The 26897-nt window shown below is 44.6% G+C and carries 21 protein-coding genes and 1 pseudogene; 17 read left to right on the forward strand and 5 right to left on the reverse strand.

Annotated elements, in window-relative coordinates:
• Nucleotides 1-64: 64 nt before the first annotated feature.
• Nucleotides 65-568 carry a sporulation membrane protein YtrI gene (gene ytrI, locus CVV77_RS12515; RefSeq protein ID WP_003237800.1) on the reverse strand — a complete coding sequence of 168 codons (504 nt, stop codon included), beginning with the start codon at nt 566-568 and terminating at the stop codon, nt 65-67.
• Complete coding sequence (gene ytrH, locus CVV77_RS12520) at nt 565-906, reverse strand: sporulation membrane protein YtrH (RefSeq protein ID WP_003223537.1); 342 nt, start codon at nt 904-906, stop codon at nt 565-567. The genes ytrI and ytrH overlap by 4 nt, the downstream gene beginning before the upstream one ends.
• A gap of 140 nt (nt 907-1046) precedes the next feature.
• On the opposite strand from ytrH, the gene dnaE reads away from it, so the two are divergent.
• The 7 genes from dnaE (at nt 1047) to CVV77_RS12555 (ending at nt 11338) form a co-directional block, all read left to right on the forward strand.
• Nucleotides 1047-4394: a DNA polymerase III subunit alpha gene (dnaE, locus tag CVV77_RS12525; protein ID WP_100275543.1), complete on the forward strand. Its 3348-nt coding sequence runs from the start codon at nt 1047-1049 to the stop codon at nt 4392-4394.
• A 134-nt stretch (nt 4395-4528) separates the two neighbouring features.
• Nucleotides 4529-5761: an NADP-dependent malic enzyme gene (ystJ, locus tag CVV77_RS12530; protein WP_003237796.1), complete on the forward strand. Its 1233-nt coding sequence runs from the start codon at nt 4529-4531 to the stop codon at nt 5759-5761.
• 332 nt (nt 5762-6093) lie between these two features.
• A complete protein-coding gene (accD, locus tag CVV77_RS12535; RefSeq protein WP_100275544.1) occupies nt 6094-6966 on the forward strand; it encodes an acetyl-CoA carboxylase, carboxyltransferase subunit beta in 873 nt (290 codons plus the stop codon).
• On the forward strand, nt 6951-7928 hold the full coding sequence (gene accA, locus CVV77_RS12540; RefSeq protein ID WP_003237792.1) for an acetyl-CoA carboxylase carboxyl transferase subunit alpha: 978 nt from the start codon (nt 6951-6953) through the stop codon (nt 7926-7928). Before accD ends, accA begins: the two co-directional genes overlap by 16 nt.
• A gap of 183 nt (nt 7929-8111) precedes the next feature.
• Nucleotides 8112-9071 (forward strand): 6-phosphofructokinase, encoded by a 960-nt coding sequence (pfkA, locus tag CVV77_RS12545; protein WP_003237788.1) that lies wholly within the window; start codon nt 8112-8114, stop codon nt 9069-9071.
• A gap of 42 nt (nt 9072-9113) precedes the next feature.
• Entirely contained in the window at nt 9114-10871 is a 1758-nt protein-coding gene (pyk, locus tag CVV77_RS12550; RefSeq protein WP_019259158.1) for a pyruvate kinase, read from the forward strand.
• An 83-nt stretch (nt 10872-10954) separates the two neighbouring features.
• Complete coding sequence (locus CVV77_RS12555; RefSeq protein ID WP_019259157.1) at nt 10955-11338, forward strand: FxsA family protein; 384 nt, start codon at nt 10955-10957, stop codon at nt 11336-11338.
• A 31-nt stretch (nt 11339-11369) separates the two neighbouring features.
• Here the strand turns inward: CVV77_RS12555 and ytvI are convergent, their stop codons facing one another.
• Nucleotides 11370-12485, reverse strand: a complete 1116-nt coding sequence (gene ytvI / locus CVV77_RS12560) for a sporulation integral membrane protein YtvI (protein WP_019259156.1) — start codon at nt 12483-12485, stop codon at nt 11370-11372.
• A gap of 96 nt (nt 12486-12581) precedes the next feature.
• Between ytvI and CVV77_RS12565 the strand changes: the two genes are divergently transcribed.
• The 10 genes and pseudogenes from CVV77_RS12565 (at nt 12582) to coaE (ending at nt 24730) form a co-directional block, all read left to right on the forward strand.
• Nucleotides 12582-13046 (forward strand): DUF441 domain-containing protein, encoded by a 465-nt coding sequence (locus CVV77_RS12565; RefSeq protein ID WP_029316876.1) that lies wholly within the window; start codon nt 12582-12584, stop codon nt 13044-13046.
• Nucleotides 13047-13379: 333 nt separating this feature from the next.
• Nucleotides 13380-14498, forward strand: coding sequence for a citrate synthase (citZ, locus tag CVV77_RS12570; protein WP_003237779.1), 1119 nt, complete (start codon nt 13380-13382; stop codon nt 14496-14498).
• 164 nt (nt 14499-14662) lie between these two features.
• The gene (gene icd, locus CVV77_RS12575; RefSeq protein ID WP_019259153.1) at nt 14663-15934 is read left to right on the forward strand and encodes an NADP-dependent isocitrate dehydrogenase; all 1272 of its coding nucleotides are present in this window, start codon (nt 14663-14665) and stop codon (nt 15932-15934) included.
• A 43-nt stretch (nt 15935-15977) separates the two neighbouring features.
• Nucleotides 15978-16916, forward strand: a complete 939-nt coding sequence (gene mdh / locus CVV77_RS12580) for a malate dehydrogenase (protein ID WP_100275545.1) — start codon at nt 15978-15980, stop codon at nt 16914-16916.
• A gap of 213 nt (nt 16917-17129) precedes the next feature.
• Nucleotides 17130-17852, forward strand: a complete 723-nt coding sequence (phoP, locus tag CVV77_RS12585) for a two-component system response regulator PhoP (protein WP_003237772.1) — start codon at nt 17130-17132, stop codon at nt 17850-17852.
• Nucleotides 17845-19584 (forward strand): sensory box histidine kinase PhoR, encoded by a 1740-nt coding sequence (gene phoR, locus CVV77_RS12590; RefSeq protein ID WP_100275546.1) that lies wholly within the window; start codon nt 17845-17847, stop codon nt 19582-19584. Before phoP ends, phoR begins: the two co-directional genes overlap by 8 nt.
• Before the next feature lie 241 nt (nt 19585-19825).
• Entirely contained in the window at nt 19826-22468 is a 2643-nt protein-coding gene (gene polA, locus CVV77_RS12595; protein ID WP_100275547.1) for a DNA polymerase I, read from the forward strand.
• 22 nt (nt 22469-22490) lie between these two features.
• The gene (gene mutM / locus CVV77_RS12600) at nt 22491-23321 is read left to right on the forward strand and encodes a DNA-formamidopyrimidine glycosylase (RefSeq protein WP_100275548.1); all 831 of its coding nucleotides are present in this window, start codon (nt 22491-22493) and stop codon (nt 23319-23321) included.
• A 149-nt stretch (nt 23322-23470) separates the two neighbouring features.
• Nucleotides 23471-24121 (forward strand): annotated as a pseudogene (gene ytaF / locus CVV77_RS12605) (sporulation membrane protein YtaF); the annotation flags it as partial.
• A gap of 15 nt (nt 24122-24136) precedes the next feature.
• Entirely contained in the window at nt 24137-24730 is a 594-nt protein-coding gene (coaE, locus tag CVV77_RS12610) for a dephospho-CoA kinase (protein ID WP_088112284.1), read from the forward strand.
• A 38-nt stretch (nt 24731-24768) separates the two neighbouring features.
• Here the strand turns inward: coaE and ytbE are convergent, their stop codons facing one another.
• Nucleotides 24769-25611, reverse strand: coding sequence for an aldo/keto reductase YtbE (ytbE, locus tag CVV77_RS12615; RefSeq protein WP_088112285.1), 843 nt, complete (start codon nt 25609-25611; stop codon nt 24769-24771).
• Between the two features lie 23 nt (nt 25612-25634).
• Entirely contained in the window at nt 25635-26831 is a 1197-nt protein-coding gene (locus CVV77_RS12620; protein WP_100275549.1) for an MFS transporter, read from the reverse strand.
• Nucleotides 26832-26897: the final 66 nt, after the last annotated feature.

A 26897-nucleotide genomic window follows, 5' to 3' on the forward strand; every position in this document is an offset into this window, starting at 1 on the left:
ATAGTTTATAAAAAAGAATGGGAAAAAGCGACAGAAGTTTGGAGAATTTGAAAAAAATCCATAATTACGCGGCGAATGATATTTCAAGTTCTACTGTCAGTCTTGTATAAATAATTAATTCCTTGACGGTTGCCTCGTATTTTTTTTCATTAATCATATAGACTTTATTTTCGATTGTCCTTTTCAAAAGATCCTTTGTTTGATAGACGCTCTCTATGTCTTTTGTAATTACCTCTGAAATATTATCCTTTACATGCTCCTCGAATTTTGTTTCTTCCGGCTGCGATATTTTATATTTTTCCCCATTCACTAATTTGACGCTGACGCTTTGGATCAGCAGTTTTCTTTTATTGTCTTCATTCAGTTTATGGAGGTCTTCCTGATAGATCGAAATTTGATTGTTTAAATCTTTTACGTGCTCTTTTTGTTTTTCGATGAGGCTGACCTGCTCCTCTTGGAATGTTCCGTAAGTAAACAGGAAAAAGAACCAGCTGATTACGGCTCCGCACATCATGCCCGCGAAAAAACGCTGCCACCCCGGTTTTTTGTAATGCTGTGGGACCCTCATGAAGAAAGATGCTCCTGGGTCAGCCATGAAATAATGAGCCAGCCGCTTTGCGCGCCGCCCATGGCCGAAATAATCAAAAGAAGCTGCTTAAAGATATCTCTCGTATTGCCTTCAAGAATGCCCCGTTCAAAGCTGTATACCGCATCAAAGGTGCCTCCGATAGCTGCGACAAGCGCCCATATTTTTAACCGGTTTGCAAGCTTTGTAATGGCCGTAAGCGGGGCTTCGCCTGCCAAATATGCTCCGAGTCCTCCGATGAGTGCGCCCCCGATCAGCACCCCTAACGCAATGAAGTAGCTATTGATAAAATTCACCATAAATCCTGCTTCTTGATCCATCTTTATCACCTCACCTTTTATATCATATTGAGCTTTCAGGACAAGTATGATGATGAGTCAAAAAAGAACATTTGTTTCTTTTGAAAACCCGCCTTATAATGAAGAAAGAAATGGATCGTAATGGAGAAAGAGGTGATAGCATGTCTTTTGTTCACCTGCAAGTGCATAGCGGGTACAGCCTGCTAAACAGCGCCGCGTCCGTGGAAGAGCTCGTCAAAGAAGCTGACAGGCTCGGATATGCGTCTTTGGCGCTGACAGATGATCATGTCATGTACGGAGCTATTCAATTTTATAAAGCATGCAAGGCGAGGGGAATCAACCCGATAATCGGTTTGACGGCCTCTGTTTTTACTGATGATAACGAGCTTGAAGCCTATCCGCTCGTCCTGCTGGCCAAATCAAATACAGGCTATCAAAACCTGCTGAAAATCAGCAGCGTCCTGCAATCGAAATCAAAAGGCGGGCTAAAGCCGAAATGGCTTAACAGTTATCGAGAAGGCATTATCGCGATGACGCCCGGCGAAAAAGGATATATTGAAATGCTTCTTGAAGGAGGGCTGTTTGAACAGGCCGCTCAAGCCGCGCTTGAATTTCAATCCATATTCGGAAAGGGAGCTTTCTATTTCTCCTATCAGCCTTTTAAAGGGAATAAAGCCTTGTCTGACCAGATACTGCGGCTGTCTGAAGAAACGGGTATCCCTGTTACAGCGACTGGCGATGTGCATTACATAAGGAAAGAAGATAAGGCTGCCTACCGCTGTCTGAAAGCGATTAAAGCAGGGGAGAAACTGACGGATGAACCAGCCGGAGATCTGCCTGATCTCGATTTGAAGCCACTCGAAGAAATGCAAAACATTTATCGAGAGCATCCCGAAGCACTGCAAGCTTCTGTTGAGATCGCAGAACAATGCCGAGTTGACGTCAGCCTCGGACAGACCCGTCTCCCATCTTTCCCGACTCCAGACGGAACGTCCGCTGATGCTTATTTAACGGACATCTGTATGGCAGGACTCCGCAGCCGTTTTGGCACGCCTGATGAACGATATCTTCGCCGTCTTCAATATGAGCTTGACGTCATCAAGCGGATGAAGTTCAGCGATTACTTTCTGATCGTATGGGATTTTATGAAACACGCCCATGAAAAAGGAATCGTTACAGGACCGGGAAGGGGATCTGCGGCAGGCTCTCTTGTGGCTTATGTGCTGTATATTACAGATGTTGACCCGATTAAACATCACCTGCTATTTGAACGATTTTTAAACCCCGAGCGCATCAGCATGCCGGATATTGATATTGACTTTCCGGATACAAGAAGAGATGAAGTCATCCAATATGTTCAGCAGAAATACGGTGCGATGCACGTTGCACAGATTATTACCTTTGGAACACTTGCGGCAAAAGCGGCGCTCCGGGACGTCGGCAGAGTATTCGGCGTCAGCCCTAAGGAAGCAGATCAGCTTGCAAAACTCATCCCTTCAAGGCCGGGCATGACGCTGGAGGAAGCGAGACAGCAATCACCGCAGCTGGATAAGAGGCTTCGGGAGTCAAGCCTGCTTCAGCAAGTCTATACAATTGCCCGAAAAATAGAAGGGCTGCCAAGGCATACCTCAACCCACGCAGCAGGTGTTGTCCTGAGTGAAGAACCGTTAACGGATGTTGTTCCGCTTCAGGAAGGGCATGAAGGGATATATTTGACGCAATACGCGATGGACCATCTTGAAGACTTGGGTCTTTTAAAAATGGATTTCTTAGGCTTACGCAACCTGACGCTTATCGAGTCCATCACTTCAATGATCGAAAAAGAAGAAAACATCAAAATAGATCTTTCAAATATTTCCTATCAGGATGACAAAACGTTCTCCTTGCTGTCAAAAGGGGATACGACAGGGATTTTCCAGCTTGAATCGTCAGGGATGAGAAGCGTCCTGAAGCGGCTAAAACCTTCAGGCCTCGAGGATATTGTGGCGGTCAATGCGCTGTACCGGCCTGGTCCGATGGAAAATATTCCGTTATTTATCGACCGTAAACACGGCCGGGCGCCTGTTCAATATCCCCATGAAGATGTAAGGAGCATCTTGGAAGATACATATGGCGTCATTGTGTATCAGGAACAAATTATGATGATTGCTTCCCGGATGGCAGGGTTTTCTTTAGGCGAAGCAGACCTGCTGAGACGGGCGGTCAGCAAAAAGAAAAAAGAAATCTTGGACAAAGAGCGAAGCCATTTTGTTGAAGGGTGCTTAAAAAAGGAGTATTCTGTAGACACTGCAAATGAAGTCTACGATTTAATCGTCAAATTCGCAAACTACGGCTTTAACCGAAGCCATGCGGTGGCATACAGCATGATCGGGTGCCAGCTTGCGTATTTGAAAGCTCATTATCCGTTATATTTTATGTGCGGATTGCTGACAAGCGTCATTGGCAATGAGGATAAAATATCTCAATATCTTTACGAAGCAAAGGGGAGCGGGATTCGTATCCTTCCTCCGTCAGTGAACAAAAGCAGTTTTCCGTTTACAGTTGAAGACGGATCTGTCAGATACAGCCTCCGCGCGATAAAAAGTGTAGGCGTCTCAGCAGTCAAAGATATATATAAAGCAAGAAAAGAGAAACCATTTGAAGATCTTTTCGATTTCTGCTTTCGCGTGCCGTCAAAAAGCGTAAATCGCAAAACGCTTGAAGCACTAATCTTTTCTGGTGCGATGGACGAATTCGGCCAAAACCGGGCCACGCTGCTCGCATCCATTGACGTTGCTTTGGAACATGTTGAGCTATTTGCCGCGGACGATGACCAAATGGGATTGTTTTTAGATGAATCGTTTTCGATTAAGCCGAAGTATGTGGAGACGGAGGAGCTACCGCTTGTAGATTTGCTTGCGTTCGAAAAAGAAACGCTTGGCATTTATTTTTCAAATCATCCGCTCTCTGCCTTCCGAAAACAGCTGGCTGCGCACGGAGCAGCATCCATTCTGGAGGCCCAGCAGGCAGTCAAGAGGCAGCTTTCTCTCGGAGTCCTCCTGTCGAAGATCAAAACGATTCGGACGAAAACAGGTCAAAACATGGCGTTTTTAACGCTAAGTGATGAAACCGGCGAAATAGAAGCTGTTGTCTTCCCAGAACAATTCAGACAGCTTTCTCCCGTTTTAAGAGAGGGCGCTCTTTTGTTCACAGCGGGCAAATGTGAAATAAGACAGGACAAGGTCCAGTTCATTATGTCCCGGGCAGAATTGTTAGAAAATATGGATGCCGAAAAAGCGCCATCGGTTTATATAAAGATAGAAAGCAGTCAGCACAGTCAGGAAATCCTGGCGAAAATTAAGCGCATTTTGCTGGAGCATAAAGGGGAAACAGGCGTTTATCTCTATTATGAAAGGCAAAAACAGACGATTAAGCTTCCTGAGTCGTTTCATATCGATGCGGATCACCAGGTGTTATATCGCTTAAAAGAGCTGTTGGGTCACCAAAACGTCGTTTTAAAACAGTGGTAACGATTCACTTTTTGTTATACAATTGGAGCAATTATGTGATCCTGTTTAAATATTCAGATAGATAACTCCGCAGAATGCAGCAATCAAAGCAGCAGTATACGAATCAAAAATATCCATAAGGAGTGTTTAGGAGAATGTCATTAAGAGAAGAAGCATTACACCTGCATAAAGTCAATCAGGGGAAACTGGAGTCTAAATCGAAAGTAGAAGTCAGAAACGCGAAAGATTTAAGCCTTGCGTATTCCCCGGGTGTTGCAGAACCGTGCAAGGATATTCATGAAGACATTAACAAAGTATATGATTATACAATGAAGGGGAACATGGTAGCAGTTGTAACTGATGGTACAGCTGTGCTCGGCCTTGGAAATATCGGCCCTGAAGCTGCGCTTCCTGTTATGGAAGGAAAAGCTGTTCTTTTCAAAAGCTTTGCAGGCGTAGACGCGTTCCCGATTGCTTTAAGCACAAACGATGTAGATAAAATTGTTGAAACTGTTAAATTGCTTGAACCGACATTTGGCGGCGTAAACCTTGAAGATATTGCAGCGCCAAACTGCTTTATCATTGAAGAGCGCCTCAAAAAAGAAACAAACATCCCAGTTTTCCATGATGATCAGCACGGTACTGCCATTGTAACTGTAGCAGGTCTTGTAAACGCGCTGAAACTGTCTGGAAAATCCATGTCTTCCATTAAAGTTGTCGCAAATGGAGCCGGTGCGGCAGGTATTGCGATTATCAAGCTTCTTCACCATTACGGCGTACGCGACATCGTGATGTGCGATTCAAAAGGAGCGATTTATGAAGGGCGCCCGAACGGCATGAACGATGTCAAAAATGAAGTGGCGAAATTCACAAACCAAGACCGCAAAGACGGTTCTCTGAAAGATGTCATCGTTGATGCTGACGTATTTATCGGCGTTTCAGTAGCAGGTGCGTTAACAAAAGAAATGGTTCAAAGCATGGCAAAGGATCCGATTATCTTTGCAATGGCAAATCCGAATCCGGAAATTATGCCGGAAGATGCGCGTGAAGCTGGCGCAAGCGTTATCGGAACGGGCCGTTCTGACTTCCCGAACCAAGTAAACAATGTTCTTGCATTCCCTGGCATTTTCCGCGGAGCGCTTGACGTTCGCGCCACTCACATTAACGAAGAAATGAAAATCGCTGCGGTTGAAGCTATTGCTTCACTGGTTTCAGAAGAAGAGCTTAGCGCAGACTACGTTATCCCTGCACCGTTTGATAAACGTGTTGCGCCTGCTGTTGCGAAGGCTGTGGCAAAAGCGGCGATGGAAACAGGTGTCGCAAGAATCACTGTTGACCCTGAGGAAGTTGCTGAAAAAACGAGAAAACTTACGATTATTGGTGAATAATTTTAGTTCATTCCAAAAATGGCAGCGCGTTGGCGGAGACCGGCGCGCTGTTCTCAAGTTAAACTGGCGGCGAAATTTTTTTAATGGCTGGTCTTAAAAAAATTTCAGCCGAGTTTAATGTTATTTTTGAATACGCTGCCAATCCTGTTATTTCAACGTTTTATCTGAATTCATCCGAGCCTTTCCGAACGCGTCATTGTATAAAAAGTTGTCGAATTGAGGATGACAGCGTTTGACAAAAAAAGTACAATAGTTTCGGTAAAGTTATTAGCAAGTCTATCTGTTTGATGACATGCGGTGAAGAGAACCCTTCACAAAAGGGAGGTAATCATTTGTTAAAGGATATATTCACTAAAAAGAAAAAGTATGCTTCCGTACCATCTGATCAAGCGAAGCACGATGTTCCGGAAGGCATTATGACAAAATGTCCCAAGTGTAAAAAAATCATGCTCACTAAAGAGTTGGATAAAAATATGCGGGTATGCATGAACTGCGATTATCATTTCCCTATGAACGCAAAACAGCGTATCGCAAGCTTAATGGATGAACAATCCTTTGAGGAATTCAATCAAGGAATGTTATCGGAAAACCCGCTCGGTTTCCCGGGATATCTTGAAAAGCTTGAAAAAGATCGCGAGAAAACATCCTTAAACGAGGCTGTTGTGACAGGCAAGGGCACCATCGGCGGACTCCCGGCTGTTGTCGCAGTCATGGATTCTTCATTCAGAATGGGAAGCATGGGTTCAGTCGTCGGTGAAAAAATCACGCTTGCGATTGAAAAAGCAAAAGCTGATAAAGTTCCGTTTATTATTTTTACGGCTTCTGGCGGCGCGAGAATGCAGGAAGGCATATTGAGTTTGATGCAGATGGCTAAGACAAGCTCTGCTTTAAAACTGTTCAGTGAAGAACAGGGCCTCATTATCTCAGTTATGACGCATCCGACTACCGGGGGCGTATCAGCCAGCTTTGCATCCCTTGGCGATTACAATTTCGCTGAGCCTGGCGCGCTGATCGGTTTTGCCGGAAGACGGATTATTGAACAAACGATAGGTGAAAAATTGCCTGAGGACTTCCAAACGGCAGAATTTTTATTAAAACATGGACAGCTTGATGCGGTTATTCACCGCGAAGACATGAAACAAACGTTAGAAAATCTGCTGGATATGCATCAATCGGGAGGTGACTTTGAGTGGCTGCAAGATTAGAATTTGAAAAACCGGTGATTGAACTGCAAACCAAAATCGCCGAACTGAAAAAATTCACCCAAGATTCCGATATGGATCTGAGTGCGGAAATCGAACGGCTCGAAGACCGTCTCGCTAAGCTTCAGGATGATATTTACAAAAATCTGAAGCCTTGGGACCGTGTTCAAATCGCGCGTCTGCCGGACCGTCCGACAACGCTTGATTATATTGAACACCTGTTTACCGACTTTTTTGAATGTCACGGAGACAGAGCGTACGGAGACGATGAAGCCATTGTCGGCGGCATTGCGAAGTTCCATGGCCTTCCTGTAACGGTAATCGGGCATCAGCGCGGCAAAGACACAAAGGAAAATCTTGTCCGTAATTTTGGGATGCCGCATCCTGAAGGCTACCGAAAAGCGCTTCGTCTCATGAAACAGGCTGACAAATTCAACAGACCGATTATCTGTTTTATTGATACGAAGGGAGCATATCCTGGACGAGCAGCGGAAGAAAGAGGACAAAGCGAAGCCATTGCCAAAAACCTGTTTGAGATGGCCGGTCTTCGAGTGCCTGTTATCTGCATCGTCATCGGTGAAGGCGGAAGCGGCGGAGCCCTGGGTCTGGGTGTAGGAAATCACTTGCATATGCTGGAAAACTCTACTTATTCTGTTATTTCTCCGGAAGGTGCCGCGGCACTTTTATGGAAGGACTCCAGTCTTGCTAAAAAAGCAGCAGAAACAATGAAAATCACTGCGCCGGATTTAAAAGAATTAGGTATTATAGATCATATGATAAAAGAAGTAAAAGGCGGAGCGCACCACGATGTAAAGCTGCAGGCAAGCTATATGGACGAAACCCTTAAACAATCGTTAAAAACTTTGCTGAAGCTGAGCGAAGAAGAATTAGTTCAGCAGCGCTATGAAAAATATAAAGCAATTGGCAAAGTCTCGATTGAAGATCAATATATCGGGGTAAACTAAATAAACGTGAAGCCTTTGGCTCACGTTTATTTTTTGTGACATTCCTTAAATTTTATTTAAAAACAATTTATTTAATTGTATAATAGGTAAGGTTTCATAGGGAAGATGGAGATCCCTTTTCATTGTTTTTAGGGCAATGATCATGTTATGTTTAATCATATATGTTGCTGAGGTGAATGGAGAATGAAACGTATAGGGGTATTAACGAGCGGCGGGGATTCCCCGGGAATGAACGCAGCAGTTCGCGCAGTAGTCAGAAAAGCGATTTATCATGACGTTGAAGTTTACGGCATTTACAACGGATACGCAGGATTGATCAGCGGAAAAATTGAAAAGCTTGAACTCGGATCTGTAGGCGATATTATACATCGCGGAGGAACAAAGCTTTATACGGCAAGATGTCCTGAATTCAAAACGGTTGAAGGCCGTGAAAAAGGGATAGAAAACTTGAAGAAGCTCGGTATTGAAGGCCTTGTTGTCATCGGCGGAGACGGTTCCTATATGGGTGCCAAAAAATTAACGGAACACGGGTTTCCATGTGTAGGTGTACCAGGTACAATTGATAACGACATTCCGGGCACTGATTTTACAATCGGCTTCGATACAGCTTTAAATACTGTAATTGACGCAATTGATAAGATTCGCGATACAGCGACTTCTCATGAACGTACATATGTGATCGAAGTAATGGGCCGCCATGCCGGCGATATCGCATTGTGGGCAGGTCTTGCAGGGGGCGCGGAATCAATCTTGATCCCTGAGGCAGACTATGACATGCACGAAATCATTGCCCGCTTAAAACGCGGCCACGAACGCGGCAAGAAGCACAGTATTATTATTGTTGCCGAAGGTGTAGGCAGCGGTGTTGAATTCGGGAAACGCATTGAAGAAGAAACAAATCTTGAAACTAGGGTATCTGTATTGGGCCATATCCAGCGCGGAGGTTCTCCGAGCGCTGCTGACCGCGTGCTGGCAAGCCGTCTTGGCGCATATGCAGTTGAACTGCTGCTTGAAGGAAAAGGCGGACGCTGTGTAGGTATACAAAACAATAAGCTTGTAGACCATGATATTATAGAAATACTGGAAACAAAACACACAGTTGAGCAAAACATGTATCAGCTTTCAAAAGAACTGTCTATTTAATGTGCAGCTGAAGGCTGAAGATTTCAGAAGGAAGTGAACCAAATGAGAAAAACTAAAATTGTTTGTACCATCGGTCCGGCAAGTGAAAGTATTGAAATGCTTACGAAATTAATGGAGTCAGGAATGAACGTGGCTCGTTTGAATTTTTCTCACGGAGATTTTGAGGAGCACGGTGCAAGAATCAAAAATATCCGCGAAGCAAGCAAAAAGCTTGGCAAAAACGTTGGTATCCTGCTTGATACAAAAGGTCCTGAAATCCGCACACATACAATGGAAAACGGCGGCATTGAGCTTGAAACAGGCAAAGAGCTTATCATTTCAATGGACGAGGTTGTAGGAACAACAGATAAAATTTCAGTGTCATATGAAGGTTTAGTCGATGACGTTGAACAAGGGTCAACGATTCTGTTAGATGACGGCCTTATCGGCCTTGAGGTGCTTGATGTTGATGCCGCTAATCGCGAAATCAAAACAAAAGTACTAAACAACGGAACACTCAAAAATAAAAAGGGTGTTAACGTACCGGGCGTCAGCGTTAACCTTCCTGGTATCACTGAAAAAGATGCGCGAGACATCGTTTTCGGTATTGAGCAAGGAGTAGATTTTATCGCAGCGTCTTTCGTACGCCGTTCTACGGACGTGCTTGAAATCCGTGAGCTTCTTGAAGAGCACAACGCTCAGGATATTCAAATCATCCCTAAAATCGAAAACCAAGAGGGCGTTGACAACATCGATTCTATTCTCGAAGTGTCTGACGGTTTAATGGTTGCACGCGGAGACTTAGGTGTGGAAATTCCAGCTGAAGAAGTGCCGCTCGTCCAAAAAGAACTGATCAAAAAATGCAACGCGCTGGGCAAACCTGTTATTACAGCGACACAAATGCTTGACAGCATGCAGCGCAACCCGCGTCCGACTCGTGCGGAAGCAAGTGACGTTGCAAATGCGATCTTCGACGGCACAGATGCAATCATGCTTTCTGGTGAAACAGCTGCCGGAAGCTATCCGGTTGAGGCGGTTCAAACAATGCACAACATTGCTTCCCGTTCTGAAGAAGCTTTAAATTATAAAGAAATTCTTTCTAAACGCAGAGATCAAGTAGGCATGACGATTACAGATGCTATTGGACAATCTGTCGCGCATACGGCGATTAACCTGAATGCTGCTGCAATCGTAACGCCGACTGAAAGCGGCCATACAGCACGTATGATCGCAAAATACCGTCCGCAGGCGCCGATTGTTGCGGTTACTGTAAATGACTCGATTTCCAGAAAGCTAGCGCTCGTATCAGGCGTATTTGCAGAAAGTGGCCAAAATGCGAACTCAACAGATGAGATGCTTGAGGATGCTGTCCAAAAATCATTGAACAGCGGAATTGTAAAACACGGCGATCTGATCGTCATTACAGCAGGATCTGTCGGTGAGTCTGGCACTACGAACTTAATGAAAGTGTACACTGTCGGCGATATCATCGCTAAAGGCCAAGGCATTGGACGCAAATCAGCTTACGGTCAGGTTGTCATTGCACAAAATGCAAAAGAAGCTGAGCAAAAAATGACTGACGGTGCGGTTCTTGTTACAAAAAGCACTGACCGTGACATGATTGCATCACTTGAAAAAGCGTCTGCCCTTATTACAGAAGAAGGCGGCTTGACAAGCCATGCTGCGGTAGTCGGATTAAGCCTTGGCATTCCGGTTATCGTTGGTCTGGAAAATGCGACATCTATTTTGGCAGATGGCCAGGATATTACAGTTGACGCTTCCAGAGGCGCAGTCTATCAAGGACGTGCGAGCGTTCTTTAATCAGAGGTGAAAACGGAAGGGGCTTCCCTTCCTTTTCTCTTTATGTTGAACAGAGGCGTGTTACACGTGTGGGGGGCTTGGATATGAGATTTTTATTTTTGCTTTTTATTGTGTTTCCGGCAATAGAAATCGGCATATTCCTATTTGCAGGCAAGCTGATCGGCATATTGCCGACGGTCCTTTTAATGATTCTGACGGGTATTATCGGCGCAGCAGCTGCAAAAAAACAAGGAACCGAAGTGTATTACAAGGTTCAGCGTGATCTTCAATATGGCAAAATGCCTGGCGAAGCGATTGCTGACGGCCTGTGCATTTTCATTGGCGGTCTTTTGCTGATGCTTCCGGGCTTTTTATCAGATTTGGCCGGTGCCTGTCTGCTTATCCCGTTCACCCGCAGCTGGTGTAAGCCGATTCTGTTCAAATGGCTGAGAGGAATGTCGAAGAACAAGCGGATTATCATCAAATAAAAAACGGCAGCCATGCAACATGGGCTGCTTTTTATTTTTGCTGAACGGTGATATAGGACCATATTTCCTTTAATGCGCCTGTTGTAATGAACGCCTGAATGATGACGAGAACAGCCGGTCCTGCAATTAGTCCTAAAAACCCGAATAATTTAAAACCGGCAAACAGGGCGATGAGCGTTGCCAGCGGATCGATACCGATTGATTTACTAAGTATTTTGGGTTCTGTCAGCTGCCTTTGAATAAGAACGACGAGGTACAGCACCCCGATTCCGATCGCCTGGGGCAGCTGGCCTGTAATCGATAAATACAAAATCCACGGCACAAATACCGAGCCAGCACCCAAATAAGGGAGAAGATCAACAAGCCCGATTAAAAAAGCAATTGTTGCGGCATGTTCAATTTTTAAGAGAGAAAGGCCGATAAATACAATCACCATCGTAATGAAAACAAGAACGGCCTGCGCTTTGATAAAACCGGTCATTGCTTTTTTTAATTCGCTGCTGATCGCTTTGCTGTTAGCTGTAACCCGATCCGGCAGAACCGAAACGAGCATGGCTTTCAGCTTGTGCCAATCCTTTGTCATAAAAAATGTTGCCAGAAGAGAAAAAATCAGAACCGCCGCTGTATTGGGAAGAAGCGCGAAAAACCTTGGGATCATTTCTAGAATGTGGGACAGCAGCAGCCCGGCATTTTTAGCGGCGGAATCACCAAGTGTCTGAATGTGGGTAACGATGGAAGCCTGCTGGTTGGTCTCCAATTCTTGAAACAAAAGGGTCAGTTCGTGATAGAGCGGCTGGATATGTGTTGTAAACAATTTTTCACAATATGAGATAAACGTGCTGATATGCGGAGGCAGCGTTTTTGCAAGATACGCTGTTCCCGTTATGATTTCGGCTACCAGAATGGTGAGTACGCCGAAGGCTGCGAGCAGAAAAAAAGCAAGCACGCCCAGAACGTTTATCGTTCGGGGGAATCCTGTCACTCTGTCCAAATAGTCAACAACAGGATGAATCGCTGATGAAAGAATAAGGGCGATCAGGAACGGATAAGTTAACGGAAACGAATAATAGGCCGCAGCTATCGATCCTGCGGTAATTGACATGACAAAGAGGGTTCTGAAAAAAATAGTGATATAAGATTGATTCACGAAAACGGTCCTCCTCTCGTCAGCATGTCCTATTTTTTATATGTATTCACGCCCCGGCTGAATATGAATACATTCATCTTAAAGGAGGGATGGCATGTGTTTACACAAGCGAATTTATTTTTAATATTACTCTTGGCTATCGCACTTATCGCAAAAAATCAATCATTGCTCTTTGCTGTATCCGTCCTTTTGATCATCAAAATCGTTGGACTTGACCAGAAATTATTTCCAACCATCCAGTCTAAAGGCATCAACTGGGGTGTGACCATTATTACAATCGCTGTTCTTGTTCCGATTGCAACAGGAGAAATCGGATTTAAGCAGCTTGGAGAAGCAATGCGGTCTTCCTACGCATGGATCGCCTTGGGAGCGGGAATCGCAGTGGCGCTGATTGCCAAAAACGGCCTGGCCCTGCTGGAAAATGACCCGCATATTACAACTGCTCTTGTGATCGGAACCATTCTTGCAGTCGCACTTTTTGGCGGAGTAGCGGTGGGTCCGCTGATCGGAGCGGGAATTGCTTATATTGCCATGCAGATCGTAAAATTGTTCACTTCATGAAAAAAAGCGGCTTTAAGCCGCTTTTTTTTGTATGCAAAAACCCGCAAATAAAGGCGTTTTTTCGGGGAAATCACAGAATGAAAAAAAAAATTATAGGTAAACATTTAACAAATGTCTGATTATTGTTTATAATGAGAATAGGCTTAAACTTAAATAAGCTTATAAGAATTTGTTATGTTCTTTCATAAGCAAAGGGTTTCATTACCAGCAGGCAGTAAAATGTAAGCATTTTCTTTTAGGGGGAGAGAAATACTTGCATCGTGCTTTTTAAGTAAGCCTCATGTTTTTACAACACTCTTAAAGGGGAAATTTATTGAAAAGGAGATGTTATATATGACAGCGACACGCGGTCTTGAAGGGGTTGTAGCAACAACATCATCTGTTAGTTCTATTATTGATGATACCCTTACATATGTGGGGTATGATATCGATGATTTAACAGAGAATGCAAGTTTTGAAGAAATCATCTACTTGCTTTGGCATTTAAGGCTGCCAAACAAAAAAGAGCTTGAAGAGTTAAAGCAGCAGCTTGCAAAGGAAGCTGCCGTTCCGCAAGAAATTATTGAGCACTTCAAATCTTATTCCCTCGAAAATGTTCATCCCATGGCTGCTCTTCGGACAGCAATTTCATTACTAGGCCTGCTTGACAGCGAGGCTGAAACCATGAACCCGGAAGCCAATTACAAAAAGGCGATCCGCCTTCAGGCAAAGGTGCCTGGTCTGGTTGCGGCGTTTTCCAGAATCCGCAAAGGCCTTGAGCCTGTTGAACCAAGAGAAGACTACGGCATTGCCGAGAATTTTCTCTACACATTAAACGGTGAAGAGCCTTCGCCAATTGAGGTTGAAGCCTTCAACAAAGCATTGATTTTACATGCTGACCATGAGCTGAACGCGTCAACGTTCACAGCGAGGGTCTGCGTCGCGACACTTTCTGATATCTATTCAGGCATTACTGCCGCAATCGGCGCGCTGAAAGGGCCTCTTCACGGCGGGGCGAATGAAGGCGTTATGAAAATGCTGACAGAAATCGGCGAAGTGGAAAACGCTGAGCCGTACATCCGCGCTAAGCTGGAAAAGAAAGAAAAAATCATGGGATTCGGCCACCGCGTTTATAAGCATGGCGACCCGCGCGCGAAGCATCTGAAAGAAATGAGCAAGCGCCTGACCAACCTTACAGGCGAAAGCAAATGGTATGAGATGTCGATTCGCATAGAAGAGATCGTCACATCAGAGAAAAAGCTTCCGCCTAATGTTGATTTCTATTCGGCTTCTGTTTATCACAGCCTCGGCATTGACCATGATTTGTTTACACCGATTTTTGCTGTAAGCAGAATGTCCGGCTGGCTCGCTCATATTCTTGAGCAGTATGACAACAACCGTCTGATCCGCCCGCGCGCAGATTACACGGGTCCTGATAAACAAGCATTTGTTCCGATTGAAGAAAGAGCCTAAAGAACCATTGGAGGCTGGCTTGCGTTAATGAGGTTAGCCTCTTGTTCAGAACATCAAAAGTGGTTTACACTTTAAATTGAATGTTGAGAAAAATCATTTTGTTTTCTATATAAGAAAAATAAAATGTTTTCTAAATATGAATTACATACTGGGAGGTTTTTATTGTGGCACAAGGTGAAAAAATTACAGTCTCTAACGGAGTATTAAACGTACCAAACAACCCGATTATCCCGTTTATCGAAGGAGACGGAACCGGTCCTGATATTTGGAACGCGGCTTCGAAGGTTTTGGAAGCAGCAGTTGAAAAAGCTTACAAAGGCGAAAAGAAAATTACATGGAAAGAAGTTTATGCCGGAGAAAAGGCTTATAATAAAACAGGTGAGTGGCTTCCTGCTGAAACATTAGATGTAATCCGCGAATATTTCATCGCGATTAAAGGGCCGTTAACGACACCTGTCGGCGGCGGTATCCGTTCTTTGAACGTAGCGCTCAGACAAGAGCTTGACCTATTCGTCTGCTTAAGACCTGTAAGATACTTTACTGGAGTGCCGTCACCGGTAAAACGCCCTGAAGATACTGATATGGTCATCTTCCGTGAAAATACAGAAGATATTTATGCAGGCATCGAGTACGCAAAAGGCTCTGAAGAAGTGCAAAAGCTCATCAGCTTCCTGCAAAATGAGTTAAACGTCAACAAAATCCGTTTCCCTGAAACATCAGGTATCGGCATTAAGCCTGTTTCTGAAGAAGGAACAAGCCGTTTGGTCAGAGCTGCAATTGATTATGCGATTGAGCATGGCCGCAAATCTGTAACGCTTGTTCACAAAGGAAACATCATGAAGTTCACAGAAGGCGCCTTCAAAAACTGGGGCTATGAACTTGCTGAAAGAGAATACGGCGAAAAAGTCTTCACATGGGCTCAATATGACCGCATTGCTGAAGAACAAGGAAAAGACGCTGCAAACAAAGCGCAAAGCGAAGCGGAAGCAGCAGGCAAAATCATTATCAAAGACAGCATTGCTGACATTTTCCTTCAGCAGATCTTAACGCGTCCGAACGAGTTTGATGTCGTTGCGACAATGAACCTGAACGGAGATTACATTTCTGATGCTCTTGCAGCGCAAGTAGGCGGAATCGGTATTGCTCCTGGAGCGAACATCAACTATGAAACAGGACATGCGATTTTCGAGGCGACGCACGGAACGGCTCCTAAATATGCAGGCCTTGATAAAGTAAACCCATCTTCAGTTATTCTTTCAGGCGTTCTGCTTCTTGAGCATTTAGGATGGAACGAAGCGGCTGATTTGGTTATCAAATCTATGGAAAAAACAATCGCTTCTAAAGTCGTAACTTACGATTTTGCCAGATTAATGGATGGCGCGACTGAAGTGAAATGTTCAGAGTTCGGAGAAGAACTAATTAAAAACATGGACTAAGCAAGGAAACAGCCTAAAACTAGCCATAAAGGAGAAGAGAGACATGGGAAATACTCGTAAAAAAGTTTCTGTTATCGGAGCAGGTTTTACCGGAGCGACAACCGCATTTTTAATCGCTCAAAAAGAGTTGGCAGACGTTGTTCTTGTTGATATTCCGCAATTGGAGAACCCGACAAAGGGAAAAGCGCTTGATATGCTTGAAGCAAGCCCTGTTCAAGGCTTTGACGCGAAAATTACGGGAACATCCAACTATGAGGATACAGCGGGTTCTGACATTGTTGTCATTACAGCCGGTATCGCAAGAAAACCTGGTATGAGCAGAGATGATCTGGTCTCTACAAACGAAAAAATTATGAGAAGCGTTACACGAGAAATCGTGAAATATTCTCCTGACTCTATCATTGTGGTGCTGACAAATCCTGTTGATGCAATGACTTACGCGGTGTATAAAGAATCAGGCTTCCCTAAAGAGCGCGTAATCGGCCAGTCCGGTGTGCTTGATACGGCAAGATTCAGAACATTTGTGGCAGAGGAATTAAACTTGTCAGTAAAAGACGTGACTGGTTTCGTTCTTGGCGGACACGGTGACGATATGGTACCGCTTGTGCGTTATTCTTATGCTGGCGGTATCCCGCTTGAAACCCTTATTTCGAAAGAACGGATTGACGCAATTGTGGAGCGCACAAGAAAAGGCGGAGGCGAAATCGTGAATCTTCTTGGAAACGGAAGCGCGTATTATGCGCCTGCTGCTTCTCTGACAGAAATGGTCGAAGCGATCTTGAAAGATCAGCGCCGCGTCCTTCCTACAATTGCTTATCTTGAAGGTGAATACGGCTATGAAGGCATCTACCTTGGTGTTCCTACAATTGTAGGCGGCAACGGTCTTGAGCAAATCATTGAACTTGAACTGACAGACTATGAAAGAGCACAGCTGAATAAATCAGTTGAATCTGTCAAAAATGTCATGAAAGTATTATCTTAATAAAAAGAGAGAAAGGCTTGCTTGATAGAGCCTTTCTCTTTTTACTATAAATGAAAGCGCTATCATTAACTCCTTTATTTCTTTTGAAAAAATGATGTAAAAGGCGAATTGTCGGAATGTCCTGCTTTCGTTAAAATAAAATCATGAAACATGTTAAGATGACATAAAATAGAGAAATAGGATGTCGGGGAATTATAATACTGGAGGCACAGCATGAACAAGAAAATTTTAGTTGTGGATGATGAAGAATCTATTGTTACTCTTTTACAGTACAATTTGGAACGGTCAGGCTATGATGTCATTACCGCCTCAGACGGGGAAGAAGCACTCAAAAAAGCGGAAACAGAGAAGCCTGATTTGATTGTGCTTGATGTGATGCTTCCAAAACTGGACGGAATCGAAGTATGCAAGCAGCTGAGACAGCAAAAATTGATGTTTCCCATTTTAATGCTGACAGCGAAGGATGAGGAATTCGACAAAGTATTAGGGCTTGAGCTTGGTGCTGATGATTATATGACCAAGCCGTTCAGTCCAAGGGAAGTAAATGCAAGAGTCAAAGCGATTTTAAGGCGTTCCGAAATGGCTGCGCCCTCTAGTGAAATGAAGAACGATGAAATGGAAGGTCAGATCGTGATTGGCGATCTGAAAATCCTGCCTGATCATTATGAAGCGTATTTTAAAGAAAATCAGCTTGAGCTGACACCGAAAGAATTCGAACTGCTGCTCTATTTGGGCAGACATAAAGGTAGAGTGCTGACGAGAGATCTGCTGCTGAGCGCTGTCTGGAATTATGATTTTGCCGGAGATACGAGAATTGTTGATGTGCATATCAGCCATCTCCGCGACAAAATCGAAAACAATACTAAAAAACCGATCTATATTAAAACAATTAGGGGATTGGGGTATAAACTGGAGGAGCCAAAAATGAATGAATAAATACCGTGTGCGCCTTTTTTCTGTACTTGTTGTCTGTATGATTCTGGTGTTTAGTGTCCTCGGGTTGTTTTTGCAGCAGCTCTTTGAATCATCTGATCAAAGAAAAGCAGAGGAACACATTGAAAAAGAAGCCAAATATATGGCCTCACTTCTTGATGCCGGCAATCTGAATGATCAAGCAAATGAGAAAATCATTCAAGATGCAGGCGGCGCGCTTGATGTGAACGCAACCGTTATCGATACAGACGGCAAGGTGCTGTACGGGTCAAACGGGAGTGCGGCAGATTCTCAAAAGGTGCAGGCGCTTGTTTCTGGCCATGAGGGTGTTCTCTCAACAGCAGATAACAAGCTTTATTACGGACTTTCGCTTAGAAGTGAAGGTGAAAAAACAGGATATGTGCTGCTTTCAGCCCCTGAACATAGCTCCGGCTTGAACGGCGAATTGTGGGGGATGCTGACGGCCAGTCTTTGTACTGCTTTTATCGTCATTGTTTATTTTTATTCCAGTATGACTTCACGTTATAAAAGGTCAATTGAAGCAGCGACAAACGTAGCAACAGAACTGTCCAAAGGGAACTATGATGCCCGGACGTACGGCGGCTATATCAGGCACTCTGATAAGCTCGGCCGTGCGATGAACAGCCTTGCCGTAGATCTGATGGAAATGACGAGAACGCAGGAAATGCAGCGGGACCGGCTGCTGACTGTCATTGAAAATATCGGCTCCGGGCTGATTATGATTGACGGAAGAGGCTTTATCAATCTCGTGAACAGGTCTTACGCCAAGCAGTTTCATATTAATCCGAATCAGATGCTGCGCCGTCTTTATCATGATGCATTTGAACATGAAGAAGTGATCCAGCTTGTCGAAGACATTTTTATGACGGAGACAAAGAAATGCAAGCTGTTAAGACTTCCGATCAAAATTGAGCGGCGTTATTTTGAAGTGGATGGCGTTCCGATTATGGGGCCGGACGATGAATGGAAAGGAATTGTGCTCGTTTTCCATGACATGACGGAGACGAAGAAATTAGAGCAGATGAGAAAGGATTTTGTGGCTAACGTTTCTCATGAACTGAAAACGCCGATTACCTCTATTAAAGGGTTTACGGAGACGTTATTGGACGGGGCGATGGAGGACAAAGAGGCGCTTTCTGAGTTTCTCTCTATTATTCTGAAAGAAAGCGAAAGGCTTCAGTCTTTGGTTCAGGATCTTCTCGATCTCTCAAAAATCGAGCAGCAAAATTTTACGCTCAGCATTGAAACATTTGATCCAGCCAAAATGCTTGGTGAGATTGAAACGCTTCTTAAGCATAAGGCGGATGAGAAAGGCATCTCCTTACAACTGAATGTCCCGAAAGACACGCTCTCTGTATCGGGAGACCCGCACAGGCTGAAACAGGTATTTCTTAATCTCGTAAATAATGCGTTAACCTATACGCCTGAGGGGGGCTCTGTAGCTATCAATGTAAAGCCCGGAGAAAAAAACATTCAAATTGAAGTTGCCGATTCCGGAATCGGAATTCAGAAAGAAGAAATTCCGCGCATCTTTGAACGTTTTTACCGCGTGGATAAAGACAGAAGCAGGAATTCGGGCGGAACAGGCCTAGGCCTCGCGATCGTAAAGCATTTAATAGAGGCTCATGAAGGGAAAATCGATGTCACAAGCGAGCTTGGACGAGGAACGGTCTTTACAGTGACGCTGAAACGGGCCGCTGAAACGTCCGCCTAATGTTTACAAAGGTTTAACAATATCTTCATGCACTGTTAAACCTATGCTGATAGGATGTAGTAGAACCCCTTCATCCAAGGAGCCAATTTTGACGGCGGGAACCATTTGTGTTCCCGTCCTTTTTTGTGTCTTCTCTTCAGTTCACGTATTTTCCTTTCAAATTGAACTTTGTTAAAATAAGAGGAGCTAATGACTATGTAAGAGATGAATAGAAGCCTGAGGCTTCTTAGGAGGATATTGAATGACGGAACGAAAAAAATTAGTGCTTGTAGACGGAAACAGTCTGGCTTACCGGGCGTTTTTTGCATTGCCGCTGTTAAGCAATGATAAAGGTGTTCATACGAATGCCGTATACGGTTTTGCGATGATTTTGATGAAGATGCTTGAGGATGAAAAACCGACACACATGCTGGTTGCATTTGATGCCGGGAAAACAACATTTCGTCATGGCACATTTAAAGAATATAAAGGCGGCAGACAGAAAACCCCGCCTGAGCTTTCCGAACAAATGCCGTTTATCCGCGAGCTGCTGGATGCCTATCAGGTCAGCCGCTACGAACTGGAACAATACGAAGCCGACGATATTATCGGCACACTGGCTAAATCGGCTGAAAAAGACGGATTTGAAGTAAAGGTTTTCTCTGGAGATAAGGATTTAACTCAGCTGGCAACAGACAAAACGACGGTTGCCATTACGCGAAAAGGAATTACCGATGTTGAATTTTACACACCGGAGCACGTAAAAGAGAAATACGGGCTTACCCCTGAGCAAATTATTGACATGAAGGGTCTGATGGGCGATTCCTCAGATAATATCCCAGGTGTGCCCGGCGTAGGAGAGAAGACAGCGATTAAGCTTTTAAAACAGTTCGATTCCGTTGAAAAACTGCTGGAGTCCATTGACGAGGTAAGCGGGAAGAAACTGAAGGAAAAGCTTGAGGAATTTAAAGATCAGGCATTGATGAGCAAAGAGCTTGCGACGATTATGACGGATGCGCCGATTGAGGTATCCGTTTCCGGCCTGGAATATCAAGGCTTTAATCGTGAACAGGTGATTTCCATCTTTAAAGATCTTGGTTTTAACACACTTCTTGAACGGCTTGGGGAAGACAGCGAAGAAGCAGAACAGGATCAGTCGTTAGAAGAAATTAATGTCGAAACTGTCACAGACGTAACAAGCGGCATATTGGTTTCTCCATCCGCATTTGTCGTTGAACAGATCGGCGATAATTATCATGAAGAGCCGATTCTCGGTTTTTCGATCGTTAATGAAACGGGATCTTATTTCATTCCGAAAGACATTGCCGTGGAGTCTCAGGTGTTTAAAGAATGGGTAGAAAATGACGAGCAGAAGAAATGGGTCTTCGACAGCAAGCGGGCTGTTGTCGCTTTGCGCTGGCAGGGCATTGAGCTGAAAGGAGCAGAGTTTGATACGCTTCTTGCGGCTTATATCATCAATCCGGGCAATTCATATGATGACGTTGCGAGTGTGGCTAAGGATTACGGCTTGCATATCGTTCAAAGCGACGAATCAGTTTACGGCAAAGGAGCAAAACGGGCTGTTCCGTCGGAAGATGTACTGTCTGAGCACCTTGTCAGAAAAGCGTTAGCCATTCAAAGCCTTCGGGAAAAGCTCGTTCAGGAGCTGGAAAACAACGATCAGCTTGAACTGTTTGAAGAGCTCGAAATGCCTCTCGCGCTTATTCTCGGCGAAATGGAATCAACTGGCGTCAAGGTCGATGTTGACCGTTTAAAGCGGATGGGTGAAGAACTGGGTGCGAAGCTGAAGGAATATGAAGAAAAAATCCATGAGATTGCGGGAGAGCCGTTTAATATCAATTCTCCGAAACAGCTCGGCGTCATCTTGTTTGAAAAGATCGGCCTGCCTGTCGTGAAGAAAACAAAAACAGGCTATTCAACGTCAGCCGATGTGCTTGAAAAGCTGGCAGACAAACATGATATTGTCGACTATATTTTGCAGTACAGACAAATTGGCAAGCTTCAATCGACATATATTGAAGGGCTTTTAAAGGTGACGAGACGGGATTCGCATAAGGTGCACACGCGCTTTAACCAGGCTTTAACGCAAACCGGCCGTCTCAGCTCGACTGATCCGAACCTGCAAAACATTCCGATCAGGCTTGAGGAAGGACGTAAAATCCGCCAAGCTTTTGTGCCGTCTGAAAAAGACTGGCTCATTTTTGCAGCCGATTACTCACAAATCGAGCTGCGGGTGCTTGCCCATATTTCAAAGGATCAAAATCTCATCGAAGCTTTTACAAATGATATGGATATTCATACGAAAACGGCAATGGATGTGTTCCATGTTTCTGAGGATGAAGTGACATCTGCAATGAGACGCCAGGCGAAAGCGGTCAATTTTGGCATCGTATACGGCATCAGCGATTACGGGCTGTCACAGAATCTCGGCATTACCCGGAAGGAAGCCGGAGCATTTATCGACCGCTATTTGGAAAGCTTCCAGGGCGTAAAAGCGTACATGGAGGATTCAGTTCAGGACGCGAAGCAAAAGGGCTACGTAACAACGCTTATGCATCGCCGCCGCTACATTCCTGAGCTGACGAGCCGAAACTTTAATATCCGCAGTTTTGCGGAGCGGACGGCAATGAATACACCGATTCAAGGAAGCGCCGCTGATATTATTAAAAAAGCCATGATTGATATGGCTGCCAAGCTGAAAGAAAAGCAATTGAAGGCAAGGCTGCTGCTTCAAGTGCACGATGAATTGATTTTTGAAGCGCCGCAGGAAGAAATTGAAATTCTTGAAAAGCTTGTTCCTGAAGTGATGGAGCATGCGCTTGCATTAGATGTGCCGTTAAAGGTGGACTTTGCATATGGCCCATCTTGGTACGATGCGAAATAAATAGAGATAGGAAGTGATGGATGTGCCGGAATTACCAGAGGTTGAAACGGTCCGGCGCACTCTGACCGGGCTTGTAAAGGGAAAAACAATCAAATCGGTAGAGATCAGATGGCCAAATATCATCAAACGGCCTGCCGAACCGGAGGAATTTGCGCGAAAACTAACAGGAGAAACGATACAGTCTATCGGAAGACGGGGAAAGTTTTTACTGTTTCATTTAGATCATTATGTCATGGTTTCCCACCTTCGAATGGAAGGGAAATACGGGCTTCATCAAGCGGAGGAGCCAGACGATAAACACGTGCATGTCATATTCACGATGACGGACGGAACTCAGCTTCGTTACAGGGATGTGCGGAAGTTCGGAACCATGCACTTATTTAAACCGGGAGAGGAAGCGGGCGAGCTTCCGCTTTCTCAGTTAGGGCCGGAGCCGGATGCAGAAGAATTTACGAGTGCATATTTAAAAGAACGCCTTGCTAAAACAAACCGTGCTGTCAAAACCGCCCTGCTGGATCAAAAAACGGTTGTCGGACTCGGAAACATTTATGTGGACGAGGCTCTTTTCAGAGCGGGTGTCCATCCCGAGACGAAAGCAAATCAATTATCAGACAAAACAATCAAAACACTTCACGCTGAAATCAAAAACACCCTGCAGGAAGCGATTGACGCGGGCGGCAGCACTGTCCGCTCATATATCAACTCCCAAGGGGAAATCGGAATGTTCCAGCTGCAGCATTTTGTGTACGGAAAAAAAGACGAACCGTGCAAACATTGTGGAACGATGATTTCAAAAATTGTCGTCGGAGGCAGGGGCACGCATTTTTGCGCGAAGTGCCAGAAAAAAGAGTAGCATAATGCTTCATCGTCCAAGCTGTCGGTGCATATATCAGTAATTCTGCAATAGAGGAATGCCATTTTCGAAACACGGATTTTTTACTTTTCCATATATATGATTGTGATGAATCCCGGGCATTTTACATCTGATACAAGAGCACCAACAGAAAGGAAGAAACGGATATGCAAATGGTTTCTATACTGCTGCTGGCGTTGGCTGTCAGCTTGGACAGTTTTTCTGTCGGATTTACGTACGGATTGAGAAAAATGAAAATACCGTTTAAAGCGATTTTGGTTATCGCCTGCTGTTCCGGTGCTGTCATGTTTATATCCATGCTGATCGGAAGCTTTCTCACAAAGTTTTTTCCTGTATATGTGACGGAGAAGCTTGGCGGTTTGATATTGGTCGGAATCGGTGCGTGGGTTCTGTATCAATTTTTCAGGCCGGCAAAAGACAAAGAATACTTATTGCATGAAAAAACGCTGCTTAATTTAGAGGTTCGGTCATTAGGGATTGTGATTCATATTTTGAGAAAGCCTATGAGTGCGGATATCGACAAATCGGGTGTGATCAATGGAATTGAGGCGGTCTTATTGGGATTTGCCTTATCAATTGATGCCTTCGGAGCAGGTATAGGGGCAGCCATTCTCGGTTTTTCACCGATTGTGATGAGCATCGCAGTGGCAGTCATGAGCTCGCTGTTTGTATCAATCGGAATCAATGCCGGCCATTTTCTGTCTAAGTGGAAATGGATCGATAAAATGGCGTTTTTGCCGGGGCTTCTGCTGATCACGATTGGGCTCTGGAAATTGTAAAAAGGAGTTGATCTCTTGACCTTAGTCATTGGTTTAACGGGAGGAATAGCTAGCGGCAAAAGCACGGTTGCCAATATGCTGTTTGAAAAAGGAATAACAGTTATAGATGCAGATATGATTGCAAAACAAGCGGTAGAAAAAGGGATGCCGGCCTACCGGCAAATCATTGACGAATTCGGTGAAGACATTCTGCTCCCAAATGGCGATATAGATCGGAAAAAGCTTGGGGCACTGGTATTTACAAATGAACAAAAGCGACTCGCTTTAAATGCAATTGTTCATCCCGCAGTCAGGCAGGAAATGCTTAAGCGCCGTGATGAAGCCATTGCAAATCGGGAGGCATTTGTTGTATTGGATATCCCGCTATTGTTTGAAAGCAAATTGGAATCTTTAGTTGATAAAATTATTGTGGTCAGTGTGACCAAAGAGCTTCAGCTTGAACGTCTTATGAAGCGCAATCAGCTGACGGAAGAAGAAGCGGTCAGCCGTATCCGCGCTCAAATGCCTTTAGAGGAAAAAACAGCAAGAGCAGACCGAGTCATCGATAACAGCGGCACGCTTGAAGAAACCAGACAGCAGCTTGATGAAGTCATCACTGGCTGGGCATAATACAAAAACACCGTTCAATATGAACGGTGTTTTTTTCATTAAAAATCAAAGTTGTCCGGATCAGGACCGACGCGCAGGTTTTCATTTAGCTCATCGATTCGGTTCATGTCATCCTGTGTTAATTCAAAGTCAAATACGCTGGCATTTTCTTTAATACGATGTTCTTTCGTTGATTTAGGAATCGTAATGATGCCATGCTGCAGATCCCAGCGCAAAATGATTTGCGCGACAGATTTGTTATATGTTTGAGCGATGTCTGCCAGTACAGGATGATCCAGCAGCTGCCCCTGCATTAAAGGTGACCAGGCTTCCATCTGGATGCCTTGTTTTTGGCAGTATGCCATCAGCTCTTTTTGTGTAAGGCGCGGATGGAATTCCACTTGGTTGATCATAGGCTTGATTTCAGCAGCCGTCATCAAATCTTCAAGATGATGGATTTGGAAGTTGCTCACGCCGATCGCTTTGACACGGCCTTCTTTATAAAGTGTTTCAAGCGCTCTCCATGCTTCTTTGTATTTTCCCTCTACAGGCCAGTGGATAAGGTATAAATCTAAATAATCCAAACCGAGTTTTGACAGGCTTGTTTCAAACGCGGCGAGTGTTTCCTCGTATCCTAAATCCGCATTCCACACTTTTGATGTAATAAATAGGTCCTCTCTTGAGATGCCTGCTTCGTCAATACCTTGCTGAAGTCCTTCTCCGACTCCAGCTTCATTTCCATAGATAGCGGCAGTATCAATACTGCGGTATCCGTGAACAATTGCGGTTCTAACGGCGTTTACCAGTTCAGATCCTTCTTCCACTTGGAACACGCCGAGGCCGAACCAAGGCATTTTTACCCCATTATGAAGTGTTGCTGTAGCTTGTAAATGTGTTGTCATGTTGATTTCCTCCTTTGAAATTGTCAGGCTGCCTGCCGATCTCGTTTTTCCATCAAGCGGCTCCAGCCTGTTAAGATAACTGCACCGACTACCATTAGTCCGCCTATCCAAGCGGTGTGAATCAGTCCGATTGAATCGGTAATCACACCTCCAAGGTATGAGCCAAGCGCAATCCCTGCATTAAAGGCAGCGATATTCATCGCGGATGCGACGTCAACTGCACTCGGGACAAAACGTTCAGCCAGCATAACGACATACACCTGAAGGCCGGGCACATTCATAAAGGCCAGCAAGCCCATACAGAGAATGGTGATGAGGCCAGCTGTTTGATATGGAGCCGTAAATGCTAGTACGAACAGAACGAGTGCCTGTACGATAAACATATAGAATAAAGCGGCAATCGGATTTCGGTTTGAGAGCCTTCCGCCGATCATATTGCCGATTGCGATGGCAATTCCGTATCCGAGCAGGATCACTGCTACAGTTCCGGCTTTGAAGCCTGTTACTTCTTGAAGCAAGGGAGACAGATACGTGAACACAACGAATGTTCCTCCGTATCCAAGCGCCGTAATGACAAATAAAAGCAATAACCGGCCGTTTGTCACAAGCTTCAATTGATCCCGCATCGTTGTTTTCGTCCCTTTTCGTAATTTCGATGGAACAAGGATGCCATTTGTAATGAAAGCAATAACTCCGACGGCGATAATAACCATAAAGGCAAAACGCCAGCCGAGCTGCTGGCCGATAAACGTGCCGAAAGGAACTCCGGTTACAGTTGCCACAGTGAGGCCTGTAAACATAATCGAAATCGCGCTGGCCCTTTTATCCTCAGGGACAATATCCGCTGCGATCGTCGAACCGATCGACATAAACACACCGTGTGAAAAAGCTGATATCACACGTGCTGCTAATAAAATCCCGATGCTTGAAGCGGTAGCGGCCATCGTATTCCCGGCAATGAAAATGAACATGATCCAAAGCAATAGCGTCTTTCGTGACATGCTTGACGTCAATGAAGTTAAAATAGGGGCTCCGAATGTAACGCCGAGCGCATATAGGGAAACGGTCAATCCCGCTGTTGTGACAGGAATGTCCAGATCATCAGAAATTAACGGCAAAAGGCCGACGCTGATAAATTCGGTTGTCCCTATGGCGAATGCACTTACAGCCAGAGCCAGGAGTGCAGGAATGCTGCTTTTGCTTTTATTGGCTGAAGACATCATATTCCTCCTTTGTGTAATGTGTTGTATGATTGAAATTCTGCCGAGTAAGCTATATAAATAAAA

The organism is Bacillus sp. SN1 (genome assembly GCF_002796895.1).
GTDB classification, from domain to species: Bacteria; Bacillota; Bacilli; order Bacillales; family Bacillaceae; genus Bacillus; species Bacillus inaquosorum.

What these genes read in the sequence shown, in the direction of transcription:
- phoR (WP_100275546.1), top strand. Translation starts at nt 17,845, where the DNA reads ATGAATAAATACCGTGTGCGCCTTTTTTCTGTACTTGTTGTCTGTATG.
- CVV77_RS12620 (WP_100275549.1), bottom strand. Translation starts at nt 26,831, where the DNA reads ATGTCTTCAGCCAATAAAAGCAAAAGCAGCATTCCTGCACTCCTGGCT.
- dnaE (WP_100275543.1), top strand. Translation starts at nt 1,047, where the DNA reads ATGTCTTTTGTTCACCTGCAAGTGCATAGCGGGTACAGCCTGCTAAAC.
- ytrH (WP_003223537.1), bottom strand. Translation starts at nt 906, where the DNA reads ATGGATCAAGAAGCAGGATTTATGGTGAATTTTATCAATAGCTACTTC.
- citZ (WP_003237779.1), top strand. Translation starts at nt 13,380, where the DNA reads ATGACAGCGACACGCGGTCTTGAAGGGGTTGTAGCAACAACATCATCT.
- ystJ (WP_003237796.1), top strand. Translation starts at nt 4,529, where the DNA reads ATGTCATTAAGAGAAGAAGCATTACACCTGCATAAAGTCAATCAGGGG.
- mdh (WP_100275545.1), top strand. Translation starts at nt 15,978, where the DNA reads ATGGGAAATACTCGTAAAAAAGTTTCTGTTATCGGAGCAGGTTTTACC.
- pyk (WP_019259158.1), top strand. Translation starts at nt 9,114, where the DNA reads ATGAGAAAAACTAAAATTGTTTGTACCATCGGTCCGGCAAGTGAAAGT.
- polA (WP_100275547.1), top strand. Translation starts at nt 19,826, where the DNA reads ATGACGGAACGAAAAAAATTAGTGCTTGTAGACGGAAACAGTCTGGCT.
- ytrI (WP_003237800.1), bottom strand. Translation starts at nt 568, where the DNA reads ATGAGGGTCCCACAGCATTACAAAAAACCGGGGTGGCAGCGTTTTTTC.
- ytbE (WP_088112285.1), bottom strand. Translation starts at nt 25,611, where the DNA reads ATGACAACACATTTACAAGCTACAGCAACACTTCATAATGGGGTAAAA.
- CVV77_RS12555 (WP_019259157.1), top strand. Translation starts at nt 10,955, where the DNA reads ATGAGATTTTTATTTTTGCTTTTTATTGTGTTTCCGGCAATAGAAATC.
- phoP (WP_003237772.1), top strand. Translation starts at nt 17,130, where the DNA reads ATGAACAAGAAAATTTTAGTTGTGGATGATGAAGAATCTATTGTTACT.
- pfkA (WP_003237788.1), top strand. Translation starts at nt 8,112, where the DNA reads ATGAAACGTATAGGGGTATTAACGAGCGGCGGGGATTCCCCGGGAATG.